Origin of the sequence: Pseudobutyrivibrio sp., assembly GCF_017471675.1 — a bacterium.
GTDB lineage: Bacteria > Bacillota > Clostridia > Lachnospirales > Lachnospiraceae > Pseudobutyrivibrio.
Window position 1 is genome coordinate 25,126 of the sequence record NZ_JAFUSK010000037.1, and the last position, 12,340, is coordinate 37,465.

Genomic DNA, 12,340 nt, shown 5'->3' on the forward strand with positions numbered 1-12,340 from the left:
TCCTCCTAACTGCTGTAGCTTGCCATGTTATTAGGAGTCTCGTAGACAGTAACCTCTGCCACATCAAATCCATATTTTTCAGTGAATCTATCATAAAAATACTTTGACAAGTTTTCTGCTGTAGGTCTAAAATCCACTATTCTCATAAGAAACCCCTCGTCATTAAGGGCTGCTACAGTAGCAGGCTTTAGGGTATCCTTTTCGTAAATAAAAGTATGGTCAAAGAAATCTGTCTCTTCCTTAAGAGCGGCTTTCACATCTCCAAAATCTACAACCATGCCTCTTTGTTGGCCATCAGGCTTCAATTCATATGATTTAATTTTTAAAATCACCCTCCATCTATGACCATGAAGATTGGAGCATTTGCCCTCGTAGCCTGATAAAAAATGAGCTCCATCAAAGGATGCTTCTGCAGTTAAGTAATACATTGAATTCCTCCTGAACAGGACGTGAATTTCCCCAAAGAAAAAGGCTGTAGAACATACCTACAGCCTAAATTAATCATAAAGAAAAAATAGTCCTGGTTTTGTTTAGGGACAGGATGGTACAAACGAACTGTCCTATTTAATTTGCTTTTGTATGATAAACCCTTTTTACGAATAATGCAACAGCTAATAGCCAATATTATTCACTATTCCAACTGATACATAATTATCGGTGATTGCTCTAAAATCTGTGCCAGGCTCATTCTCTTCATTATAATGACCATTTACCATGTAGCGTATGCCACCGTTATCAAGCTTTTCCACCTCATCATAGGTGTCCTTATAAAACATTCCTCTTGATATCTTTCTATCATAAAGAATGCCCTTGCAATCAGCCAGTGCACAGCTAGGAAAGTTCACATTGTGAACAATTCCAGGAGCTAGAGGTGTATCTATTAATTCCTTTAAAATCTGTTTTACATATTTGTCAGTTACCTCATGACAATCACAGGCGCCCTCAGATAATGCTATGGCATGATACCCCTGAAAGGCTGCCTCAAAAGCCGCTCCGCATGTGGCGGAATACTGAATATCAGATGCCACATTATATCCATAGTTAATCCCTGAAAGTACTAAGTCAGGCTTTGCAGGCATTACATTAAGTCCACCTACTCTTACACAATCCCCTGGAGTACCACTGCAATAATAGGCATGCACACCATCTATCGGAAAATCCTCGCAAGGATAAATATCTATAGTGTTATGCAATGTGATGCTATGGCTCGCAGCACTTCTTTGGCTCTCTGGTGCTACTACCCACACTTCCCCAAATTCTTTAGCTGCCCTTGCAAGGCGCACTATGCCATCAGAACTAATTCCATCATCATTTGTAATTAGTATTCTCATTCTATTCTCCCGTTTAACCTAATTTCTTTTTCTGCTGACGACCAGTAATCTTAACTAAAATTGGATATGGCACCAGATGTAAAAAGATTGCCGCAAGCTTCATTGTAAATGAAGGAACAATTATTAGCTTTCCAGCGTCTAATCCTCTGATAGCCTCATCTACACACTGATTAGCACTTATTCCCTTTAATGCAAATACAACATCCGCTCTTTCATTAAATTCAGTATCAACTGGTCCTGGGCATAGAGCACTTACCTTTACCGAGCTTCCCATTTCCTTAAGCTCCATTGCAACAGCCCTTGTTAAGCTTGTAACATATGCCTTGCTTGCATAATATGTAGCCATATATGGCCCAGCTGGAAGAAGTCCAGCTGAGGATGCTACATTCAAAATATGTCCGTGACCATTCTCATGCATCTTCTGAAGAATCCCTTTGAACAAAATATGCATGGCCATATCATTAACCTTTATCATATTAACTTCTTTTTCTATATCGGTTTCAAGAAATGCCCCTGCAAGACCAAAGCCTGCATTATTTATAAATATATCAATATCTTCATCCTTGATAGCCTCTAACAATTCAAAGCATTGCTTCTTCTTACCTAAATCATAAGAGTAAATCTCTACAGGAACCTCCAACTCTTCCTTAAGCTGCTCCATTCTATCAGTTCTACGTCCTGTAATGATTAGCCTATATCCTTTTGCTGCGTATCTTCTGGCAAACTCCATTCCAATACCTGATGTTGCCCCTGTAATAAGTGCTGTTTTCATAACTGCCTCTCCTTTTCTTGCCTGTTTAACTAGTTTCATAATAACTATTTTAAAGAATATGCACTTATAAATCTATAGATTCTTGAAAAACATCACTTTTACAGAGACCGACAGTCCTCCATTTATCACCATTTGCATTATTCTGAGGTGCATTATTCAGGAATTAAGTTTATTTATTATAAATTCTTTTTTCACTTAACAATTTTTTTCTTCTCTTTAAGTGAAAATTCATTTTTCTGAGATTCACTTAAAATCCTCTTTCCCTATTAAGTTTTTCTCCCATGAAATTTTTTTCCACTTAACTTTTTCACCACGATTTTCACCTCAGTTAAGTGAATATCTCGTTTCCCTAATTTCACTTAATAGGTACTTAAGTGAAATTCTCATATATCCACATACACTTAACTTTGATTAAAATTATTTACCTTTACTTAAGTGAATTTATTTTTTTATTATTCACACTTAACTCACTTTCCAGTTTTTAAGTGAAATCTTCCATCTTTATTAATTCACTTAAAAATGTAACAAGATAATCTCTTATTAATACGGCAGGTCATCAATCAGTTCTTGAAATTGACAACCTGCCCTTAATAGTCATATCTCCTTTGCTAAAAGCTTTTCCCATTCTTCATCAGAAATCTTACGCCAGTCTTCCACGTCGCTGTGGTCTATTTTTTGATAAGTCTCCATTAACATCTTTATAACGTCTTCCGCTGTTAATGCCTCCCCAGTTGTTTGATTCACAAACTTATAGTCCGATTCTGATACATTCTTTGTCCAATCAAGTTTTTTACTAACAGCTTCATCAATTGATTTACACTCCATCCCGCCTAGAGGATCCATCATGCTTTTCAAAGCACTCCAACTGCCAAAATGAGTATTAGCAACACCTGCCCCTATTGAATCTGCATACTGACAATATGCAAACATCTCTATTGCTGTTGCATTTCTAGGGTCAACTTCATTTAGATTTACATCATATTCCTTGCCGCCTGATAATTTGACTCTTACAATCAAATCCTCTGAGTCAGGATTTATTATCTGCCTTGCAGTCATTCCAACTCCTGAGCCTGGTGTTAGCAAAAAGCCCATACCAAGGTCTATTGTTCGTTCATCATCTACCGATTCCGCTTCATCTACCTTTTCTGTAACCCCTGATTTATTGTATTCAAAATCCAAAGTTGAAACAGAACCAACGCTTCCAGACATACCAGAATTCATCAACACTTCCATAAGTCTGTTGATATGAGGCATTAAGCTTTCGGCTGTAAGATTGCTAAATCCCATCATTTCATATTTGCTAATATTTGCAGAGAATGCAGAAAGATAATCCATCTGCTTGAAAATATCAGTATCAGCTATTTCACTAACAAAATTCATGGCCTTATCCGCAATATTTTCTGTCTCACATATATAGCTGCAAAGTGCAGCAAACTCTGTGAAATCTGCATCCGTTGGGTCTACATTATATGGATCTATCTCCTTTGAAAATGGGTTTCCATCCTTATCAGTTCCCACTGCTGTATATGTTCTATCTTCCCCATTAACGTCTATACGTATTTCAAATTTTTGCATCAAACCCTGATATGAATATGCTACTCTTCCATCAGCTCCTGTCTGAGCCATCATTTGGCTGCTCATTACGGTAGCAGATACTATACGCGTATAAGCGTCAGCATTGTTTGTAGATGCACCAGCCAATTCATTCATATTTAGTTTTTCATCTGTAGAAGCCTTCATTACACTGTCAAAATCACTGCCACCAGTTAAATTTGAAAAATAAAAGCTACTACTTGCAAAGCTGCTTGATAGCAGCATGCTATTTTCTGTTAAAAAATCTGCCATAAAAAACCTTTCCGCAGTTTCTCTGTCAATCAAAACTGCCTCACTTCCCCAAAGGGTCCAAGCGGGTTAAACAATACCATCTACCTGCTTCTCTCTAATTTTTGCAAGGGCAGCACCTCCTTCTTTTTTGTAATCTATTAAAAGCTGCAAATAGTTATGAGTGCTTTCACTTTCTCTTAAAAGCAGACGCATATCCGCAGCTTTTTTTACCAAATAGCATAGCTCTCAGACTCCTTTTTTAATGTTATTCTTATTTATAGTATCACGACATAATATTAAAACTTGGCATTGCATCTATCACTTCCTGCAATGGAGTCCATGACATAACATCAAAATCGTCGTCTTCATCATTTCCATTACCTAAAATACCTTTGTCATCCTCATCCTTTGCCCTCTTTTTTGTCTTTATTTTATCCTCAGTCGCATCCTCCTTTTTATCAGGAAGATTTTTATAGCCATCTGACTTTTTGAATTCCTTTATTACCTCATCCATTGCCGCAACTATGGCTGCCTTAAATGGGTCTTTATCCGAAACACCATTAATAGACTTAAAGATAATATCATTCACTTCTTCTTTGGAATTGGCATTCTTCAATTGTTGTTCTAATGCCTCTGCCATCTTTCTAATCCGTACATATTGCTGATAAAGTTCAGGATTATGTTCCTTAAGATATGTTTCTTCCTTAGATGTTAGCCGCTTTCCACTTTTGATCTTTGCCTGGATTTTCTCCATCATTTTAGAATCATCCTGTTTTTCAGATTTTGATGCCTGTTCCCTTAGACCTCTAACTACATCAGAAAGCTGATTAGATACAGATTGTCCAGTAGCATGACCATCATTAAATGATATTGTTCCCAGGTTAAAAGATATCTGCATAGCGTTCTCCTACTTACACAAAAAGGTTCATGGCATATCATCCATGAACCTTAAACTATCCTTACATATTAAAATTTTAAATCATCAACCCCTTGGCATTGTAATTACCAGAGCCCATTGCAAGAGCCTTGTTAATGATTGTGTCTATTGAGCTGACAGCGCTTGCTATATTTTTATAATAGCTAGATGAGCTTCCAAGCAGCGCCTTTATATCTTCAGGCTTCGCGGCAGAAAGCTTATCTTGATCTATCACCAGTTTATTATCAGAACTCATAGTAATTCCAATATTTGCGAACTCATCCTTTTTAGCTTTAAAAGCTTCTTCAAACTCAGTCTTAAAGCTGTTATTTAAAGCCCCACCGCATTTAGTTAAGTTTGTTATGGCACTGTTGTAGGCAGTTACGAAGTTGCTAACGCCTTTCAAAAGTCCAGTGTTATCATATTCTTTCCCTGCTTCAGCTTCATACAAGGATTTATCATCAAGCTTTTCTAAAGCATCTAAAAGATTATTTGCAGCCTTATCTACATTTTTGTATTTGCTGTTGGAACCATCAGCTGAAAGCCCCATAGATTCCATCTTTCGCTGGAATTTCAAATCATTGTTAGAAATGATTTGGTCAATAAGGGCATTACCACTCTTTTTACTGTTTAGCATCGAAAGCAAGCCTTGATTACTCTGATAATATTCCATTGAATTATGTATCGTACTCATCAAAACCCTCCTTACATCATTTGCTAAATCATATATCGGAGAAGTAATGCCACAAATTAATAGTAAAGTTCACAAAATTATTCTGCCTTAGTAACCTCATCAAATTCCACTATAGCTTTAAACAAATCTCCATCAATCTCAAGCCTCATAGCTCCTCCCATAGATTCTGTAAGGCTCTTTGCTATAGAAAGGCCAAGGCCATTGCCATCTGTGTATCTGGATTTATCTCCTCTGACAAATCTTTCCATAAGCTCATCTGCAGATATGTTAAGCTCGTTTTTAGATGTATTTCTAAATACAAATCTAACCTTGCCATCTTCTCTTTTCAAGTCAATATAGGCTCTAGTGTTGCTTTGCGCATATTTTACTATATTGGACATAAGATTATCGAAGACTCTCCAAAGGTAACGATTGTCTGCCATCAAATAAATTTCCTCTGATGGAAAATCTGTTACAACAGTAACATTGCCAGCTTCAAGTCTTTCAGAAAACTCACCTATAGACTGATTTAATAGTACCCCTGCATTAATGCGCTCAATTGTAAATTTGATATTTCCAGTAGATGCCTTAGATGCCTCAATCAAATCCTCTATAAGCTTTTTAAGGCGGGCTGACTGGCGGCTTAGCACCTCAAGATATTCCATAGCCTTTTTATTATCAAGCTTCTCTTTGCTAAGCAAATCCACATAATTGATTATAGATGTAAGAGGTGTTTTTATATCGTGTGAAACATTTGTAATAAGCTCTGTCTTCATTCTCTCACTTTTGGTTCGCTCCTCTAATGCTACATTGATTCCTTCCTGAATCTGATTCATTGCCATGGCATGCTCCGCCATAAATAGTGGCATTCCATTAAGCTCTACCTTGGCAGATAAGTCCCCTGCCGCAAGTGATGTGGCTGTTTCTTTGATTCTTGCATAGCTAACCAAAAGCTTGTGCAATACTACTGCAAATGCAATCTTTTCAATTGCCCAGAAAGGAGCTATACCAGTAGTATCTATTGAAGTCATGACAACAAAATACTCAATTATCGTAATTACGATAAAGATAGCCCATATTCTTCTGCTCCATTTGATATTCTTTCTTACCTTTATTGATTCCTGATGAATGATTACAAGCTTACTTTTAAGCCATTTTATAATACGAGCTGCAAATGAATGCTTGAAGAATCGATGTAGCTTCACATTTACCGCTAAGTTTGCAGACCACATAAGCCCTATAGTCATCATAACAGCCGCAAATATTCCAAGCACAGCAATTGTCATTCCTATAGAAAGATTGCAATCTCTCATATAAGAAGAACAGCTATATATAATTGCAAATATGATATATTCAAAGATTAAAAACAGCCAAAATGCTGCATCAGTACACATCCATCCTATCCAGCCTGCCTTAATTTCAGAAGAATTTTTCTGATGTCCTGCGGCACACATAAACAGTACGTAGCAAACAATTGAAAGCACAAATGCTAAAAATGCCACTATCGGAAATACGAATTTCATATCCTCAGCAAAGCCTATAAACCATTTGGCCTGACCATAAAAATCAACATTACCATTGTATGGTGTCTTAGGGAAGCATACAAAAGTATACGCCACAGTATCAGAGCTAGATTCATATACTCCAAATTCCGATACACTATCAAATGAAGCGTTTGCATCTACAATCTCAGATAGGGAGTCATGCATAGGTGAGAAATCTGCCACATATTTGCCAGATATCATAGCGCTCTCGCCCTCATCTGTATATATCTCAAAAACATACTTAGAATTAACATCCTCTAAAGTACCAAATGCCATATCATCTATATATAGATAATCCTGACCGCTCCTACTTGTATCTTGAGTTAACTGTTCAGAAGGAAGGTAATCAACTGTAGTTTCTTCAGCATCATTATTCTCATCCGAAGCCTGTTCATCCTCTATCACATAGGTTGTCTCATCTTCTTTATTTGAAGAATCAGTAACTGCCTCAGGCACATTATTTTCCCATATTTTCTTATAAACAATATTAGCTGCTGAATTTAAATCATCATTACCTGATTCCTCATCTAACCCATCTACTCCACAATAGTAATATTCATCATTTACCCCATAGAATTTACCATTGCTATAAACATACGCCTTCTGACCAATAGAATCATAGCCAATGCCATCAATCTGATATGTATTATAGACTTCATTATAGCTATCAACTATCTGATTGCCTGACCATAAATCAAAGAATTTATCACTTAATACAAACTCTGTGTCCTCACTAATATGAAAAGTTCTTACATAAGCATTATCCGGTACTACGTTCTTACCAAAATTCTTATATTCATAAATGGACTCATCATCTAAATTCGTATTTTCGTTATAAACTCCCTTTATGATTCCATAATAGCAGTTCATATCCTTTAGCTTATCTTTGTTAAAGTCATCTTTGTAATCAGATAATGCTAAAGCAGCATATCCATTTCCTGCCATTTGGTTTACGCTATCATAAAATTCATCCTTCCTGTTTGAATACAAGCCCAAGCTTTGAAAGAATGCACAAACCAGTAGTGATATCACACTGATAAATGCAAATATAGAACATCCTATACCAAGTAAAATCTTACTGAGATTATTATAAAATATTTTCATATCATCCTCCTGATGAATCAATCATCAATCTTGTACCCGTGCCCCCAGACTGCCTTTAGGTATCTTGGATTGGCACTGTCGTATTCTAATTTTTCTCTGAGATGTCTGATGTGAACAGCCACTGTGCTTTCTGCACCAATCACTGTATCATTCCAGACCTTCTCGTAAATGTCACGTGGTGAGAGAACTTCACCCTTATGTGTCATAAGAAGCTTTAAAATATCAAACTCAAGTGGTGTAAGATTAACAAGCTCTCCGTCAAGAGTTACTTCCTTGGACTTATCATTAAGCTCGATGCCACCGATAGCAAGCACACTGCCATCTTCTTCCACCTTACCTGTAGATGCTCCAAGAAGTGTGTATCTTCTAATCTGAGATTTAACCCGTGCCATTAGCTCCACTGGATTAAAAGGCTTTGTTACATAATCATCAGCACCTATAGTAAGCCCCATCACCTTATCTGCATCCTCACTTTTTGCAGTAAGCATGATGATTGGCACATTGGAAAATGTCCTGATTTCTGCCATTGCAGCTATACCATCCATTACCGGCATCATTACATCCATAAGGATAAGCTTGATATCAGCCTGTTCTTTCATGGCATCTATAGCCTCTTTTCCATTTCCTGCGCTAACAACCTGAAACCCTTCACTTTCCAAATAGATTTTTAGAGCTGATACAATATCTGGCTCATCATCACATATAAGAATTCTGTTCATAGTCTCTCCCTGTATATATATTGGCTTTTAAATAAGCCTTATGATTAATCACAAACTTATTCTATTGTATATTATTTTAAGTTCCAATAGGGTAAATTATTAAGATTTGTTTAAGAAAAAAGGGATTGCAAATTGCAATCCCAATCTAAGCATTATTTAGAATAAAGAGCCATTAAGAATTCTTCCAAGCTCTGAGTTTTGGTCGAGGATAATCACATTGTCATCCCCTACCAATGAATTCAAAGAATCAAGACTTCTAACGAAATTGTAAAAGCTTGCCTTGGCAGGGTCGTTGTAGGCTTCTGATAGAATACGCATGTATTCAGATTCGCCCTCACCCTCTAGCACATCTGCCTGCTTCTTAGCTTCAGCAACAGTTACAGTCACCTGCTTATCAGTCTCGTTCTTAATCTTCTGAGCATCTGCATCACCCTGGGCTTTGTAACCTGCGGCGATATTATTTCTTTCCGAAATCATACGCTCGTAAACAGCGTTCTTATTGTCCTCAGGCAAATCTAGGGCTTTAATCTCAGCCTTTCCTATTGTAATACCATACTGGGAAATATCTGAGTTAGATTCCTCTGTAATCTTCTTAGTAAGAGCACTTCCTCTTGATGCAATAATTTCATCCTGAGTCATTGATGATATAGTCTTTTTAGTAGCATTATATACAGCCGCCTCTATACGCTCATCAGCCCTGCCCTGAACAGCATTAAGTGTTTGGTAATACTTAACCGGGTCTGACACATACCATGTAACATAGTTATCTGCAATCATAGATTTCTTATCGGAAGTAATAACATCCGATGTAGGTATATCGTAAAGGATGTTTGCAGTATAAATGGATTTGGTAGCCTGTATAAAAGGTACCTTAAAATGAAGTCCTGGCTTATCCTCCACATACTGAACTTTTCCAAACTGGGAAATTAGAATAGCTTCATCCTCGCTAACGCTATAGGTTGATGAGCCAAGTATTATAAGTGCTGCAATAACAAGCACTACAGGTATAATCTTTTTCATTTATTCGCCCTCCGTCTCATCAGAAATAGCTGCATTCTTAGCAGATGTTCCGTCGTTAAGAATAATCTTTGACTGACCATCTGTAATTATTACACGAGTGTTAGGTAAAATTTCTTCTACCTTTTCAAAGAACATTCGCTTCTTAGTAATCTCAGGATACATTGAATACTGCTCGTACATCTTGTTAAACTTTGAAGCCTCACCTGTTGCTTCTGCGATTCTTGCATCCTTAGATGCTGTTGCATTTTGAACAATCTTATCAGCCTTAGCCTCTGCCTTTGGAATCTGCTCGTTCTTGTACTGCAATGCATTATTCTTAGCTGTATCAGCACCCTGCTTAGCAGTTTCTACTGCCTTAAATGCAGCAATAATATCTTCAGTAGGAGGTTCAGAATCCTGGATAGTAATATTCTGAACAGAAAGTCCTATCTTAGTATCTTCTAGAGACTTAAGCATGGCTTCCTTAACTTCCTGCTCGATAAGCCCCTTGGCTGTAGTCATAGCCTCATCAACAGTGTAATTAGATACTACTGTTCTGATGTTAGCAAGAGCTATATTTTCTAAGATTTCTTCAGGAGTCTGAGAATTATATAGATAGGCCACTGGATCAGATACCTTATACTCCATATAAAAATCAATATTAAGCAGGTTGAAATCAGATGTAATCATAATGCCATCTTCTTCTGATGCAATATTCTGTCCATCCTTAACATAATATCCAATTCCTGTGCCATGTGTTGTTATATCCACAGTTTGAAGTGATTGCCATGGAGCCTTAAAATGCATTCCTGCCGTATCTACCCTAACAACCTTTCCAAACTGGGTAACTACACCATTCTTTTGCTCGGAAATAAAATAGATTGAACGAAATGCTATAATAGCAACAGCAATGACAAGCACAATTATTTTCCAATAGCCCGACATATCCTTAATGCCATCACTCACATTATCTTTAAATTTGTTTTTCATACATACATCCTTTCCCTTAAAATAATAAAACTATTATAGCAAAACAGAATGCATAGTTCTACTAAATAAAACACAAAGCTGCCTATGTGTTACAAAACACTTAGGCAGCTTATAATTGATTTAATTGGCACTTTGATTATTTGTTACTATAATGCTAAATCCACATGGGCCACAGTCCCTGCAGCTCCTGTGCTTTCCTTCAGATAGATTCCTGTCTTTCTAAGGACAGCATCAGTATTTCCCATACCATCCTTAAAGCTAAATTCCGTATCTAGGTTTCCAAGATATATGGCTCCCACATCTGCTTCCTTAAGGCTTAGTAGCTTATCGTTACCCTCCTCATCCTTGGTCCATACCTTCAGCTTATTAAAGATTTCATCATTTTCATCTATCCAACCGTTTTTATCTTTGTCATATCCAGCTAAATCCTTGAAGCCATCGCCGGATTTCGTTCCAAATAATTCAGAGCCATCATTTATCTTGCCATCCTCATTTTTATCCAGCGCCAAAAATCCACTTCCTTTTCCTGTGAAAGAGATTTCGTCCTCATCTCCATCAGAATCAATATCAAATTTAAATTTCTGGTCTGATATAGAGGTGGCATTAGTATCCATATTAATTACAAGAGGGTCTGTTAGAATCCTTGTGTAGGTTTCATCCTTTAAGGTATCAATCTTTTGAACAAGGCTTCGCCCTAGTGTAAGCTCTACATTAAATGATAAGCTTCTTCCATCAGATGTCTGCACCTCACCTGTACTTTTAAAGCTGGTGTTCTCAAACTCTGTGTGAGTTCCTGATGTGGCTGTAATCCTTTGCCACACCTGGGTACGTGACACCGATTCCATTGAAGAAAGATTTAGCGTCTTTTGCGGTGTTCCATTTAAGCTTAACTTCACTTCATCCGCACCACAGCCTCCAAAGATTTTCTTTTGCCAATCATTAAAGGATTGTAGCTGCTCTCTTAACCTTTTGTCAGCAGGACTGGTTCTTCCATTTAACAAATCAAGAATCTTTTTCACAAGACTGATTTGCAAATCTTCCATATCCCACTGGCTCATACCAGCATTTGCTTCTCTAACCTGCTTGTCATGCTCTGCCATCCGGCTTAACATATTCTGCAGATTCTTTTGCTGCCGTTCCTTGGCAGCCTCTTTTTCATTTTTTTGTAGTTGTTCCAGTGATTCCTTGTAAGATTTTTCCCCTTCATCAGACAGCTTCAGTATTGCACCAAGCGTATCCACATTCGCTCTCCGTTCAATTGTAAGCTGTTCAACCTGGGTATTTGAATAAGAATTGTGACTAGATGCCATGTTTACATGGCTGTTTTCAATCTTCATAGCGGACTCCTTTCCACAAATAAAGAATACAAAAAGTGCCAAACGCTTGAAGACCTTTGCACATCCCTATGCCTGGTCTTCTATAAGTGTATCGGCACTCCTTTAATAAGTTTTTATAGTAAAAATCCACT

Annotated in this window: 12 protein-coding genes; all 12 read right to left on the minus strand. The window is 37.2% G+C overall.

What is annotated here, in order from left to right:
• Positions 1-5: 5 nt before the first annotated feature.
• On the minus strand, positions 6-428 hold the full coding sequence (locus tag IJ535_RS06435; protein ID WP_294300277.1) for a 6-pyruvoyl trahydropterin synthase family protein: 423 nt from the start codon (positions 426-428) through the stop codon (positions 6-8).
• Positions 429-611: 183 nt separating this feature from the next.
• The gene (gene surE / locus IJ535_RS06440; protein ID WP_294300278.1) at positions 612-1,331 is read right to left on the minus strand and encodes a 5'/3'-nucleotidase SurE; all 720 of its coding nucleotides are present in this window, start codon (positions 1,329-1,331) and stop codon (positions 612-614) included.
• A 13-nt stretch (positions 1,332-1,344) separates the two neighbouring features.
• Positions 1,345-2,103, minus strand: coding sequence for an SDR family NAD(P)-dependent oxidoreductase (locus tag IJ535_RS06445; RefSeq protein WP_294300280.1), 759 nt, complete (start codon positions 2,101-2,103; stop codon positions 1,345-1,347).
• Positions 2,104-2,697: 594 nt separating this feature from the next.
• Positions 2,698-3,948 carry a hypothetical protein gene (locus tag IJ535_RS06450; protein WP_294300282.1) on the minus strand — a complete coding sequence of 417 codons (1,251 nt, stop codon included), beginning with the start codon at positions 3,946-3,948 and terminating at the stop codon, positions 2,698-2,700.
• 66 nt (positions 3,949-4,014) lie between these two features.
• Positions 4,015-4,161: a hypothetical protein gene (locus IJ535_RS06455; protein WP_294300283.1), complete on the minus strand. Its 147-nt coding sequence runs from the start codon at positions 4,159-4,161 to the stop codon at positions 4,015-4,017.
• Between the two features lie 49 nt (positions 4,162-4,210).
• Positions 4,211-4,825, minus strand: a complete 615-nt coding sequence (locus IJ535_RS06460; RefSeq protein ID WP_294300284.1) for a hypothetical protein — start codon at positions 4,823-4,825, stop codon at positions 4,211-4,213.
• Positions 4,826-4,901: 76 nt separating this feature from the next.
• Positions 4,902-5,537 carry a hypothetical protein gene (locus IJ535_RS06465; RefSeq protein WP_294300286.1) on the minus strand — a complete coding sequence of 212 codons (636 nt, stop codon included), beginning with the start codon at positions 5,535-5,537 and terminating at the stop codon, positions 4,902-4,904.
• Positions 5,538-5,614: 77 nt separating this feature from the next.
• Positions 5,615-8,164 carry a sensor histidine kinase gene (locus IJ535_RS06470; RefSeq protein ID WP_294300288.1) on the minus strand — a complete coding sequence of 850 codons (2,550 nt, stop codon included), beginning with the start codon at positions 8,162-8,164 and terminating at the stop codon, positions 5,615-5,617.
• 17 nt (positions 8,165-8,181) lie between these two features.
• Positions 8,182-8,883: a response regulator transcription factor gene (locus IJ535_RS06475; RefSeq protein WP_294300290.1), complete on the minus strand. Its 702-nt coding sequence runs from the start codon at positions 8,881-8,883 to the stop codon at positions 8,182-8,184.
• Between the two features lie 156 nt (positions 8,884-9,039).
• On the minus strand, positions 9,040-9,903 hold the full coding sequence (gene hflC / locus IJ535_RS06480) for a protease modulator HflC (protein ID WP_294300292.1): 864 nt from the start codon (positions 9,901-9,903) through the stop codon (positions 9,040-9,042).
• Positions 9,904-10,872 (minus strand): FtsH protease activity modulator HflK, encoded by a 969-nt coding sequence (gene hflK, locus IJ535_RS06485; RefSeq protein ID WP_294300294.1) that lies wholly within the window; start codon positions 10,870-10,872, stop codon positions 9,904-9,906.
• Between the two features lie 146 nt (positions 10,873-11,018).
• Positions 11,019-12,209 (minus strand): hypothetical protein, encoded by a 1,191-nt coding sequence (locus tag IJ535_RS06490; RefSeq protein ID WP_294300296.1) that lies wholly within the window; start codon positions 12,207-12,209, stop codon positions 11,019-11,021.
• Positions 12,210-12,340: the final 131 nt, after the last annotated feature.

Excerpts from the sequence above, each read along its gene's own strand:
- IJ535_RS06435 (WP_294300277.1), bottom strand. The coding sequence starts at position 428 with ATGTATTACTTAACTGCAGAAGCATCCTTTGATGGAGCTCATTTTTTA.
- surE (WP_294300278.1), bottom strand. The coding sequence starts at position 1,331 with ATGAGAATACTAATTACAAATGATGATGGAATTAGTTCTGATGGCATA.
- IJ535_RS06445 (WP_294300280.1), bottom strand. The coding sequence starts at position 2,103 with ATGAAAACAGCACTTATTACAGGGGCAACATCAGGTATTGGAATGGAG.
- IJ535_RS06450 (WP_294300282.1), bottom strand. The coding sequence starts at position 3,948 with ATGGCAGATTTTTTAACAGAAAATAGCATGCTGCTATCAAGCAGCTTT.
- IJ535_RS06460 (WP_294300284.1), bottom strand. The coding sequence starts at position 4,825 with ATGCAGATATCTTTTAACCTGGGAACAATATCATTTAATGATGGTCAT.
- IJ535_RS06465 (WP_294300286.1), bottom strand. The coding sequence starts at position 5,537 with ATGAGTACGATACATAATTCAATGGAATATTATCAGAGTAATCAAGGC.
- IJ535_RS06470 (WP_294300288.1), bottom strand. The coding sequence starts at position 8,164 with ATGAAAATATTTTATAATAATCTCAGTAAGATTTTACTTGGTATAGGA.
- IJ535_RS06475 (WP_294300290.1), bottom strand. The coding sequence starts at position 8,883 with ATGAACAGAATTCTTATATGTGATGATGAGCCAGATATTGTATCAGCT.
- hflC (WP_294300292.1), bottom strand. The coding sequence starts at position 9,903 with ATGAAAAAGATTATACCTGTAGTGCTTGTTATTGCAGCACTTATAATA.
- hflK (WP_294300294.1), bottom strand. The coding sequence starts at position 10,872 with ATGAAAAACAAATTTAAAGATAATGTGAGTGATGGCATTAAGGATATG.
- IJ535_RS06490 (WP_294300296.1), bottom strand. The coding sequence starts at position 12,209 with ATGAAGATTGAAAACAGCCATGTAAACATGGCATCTAGTCACAATTCT.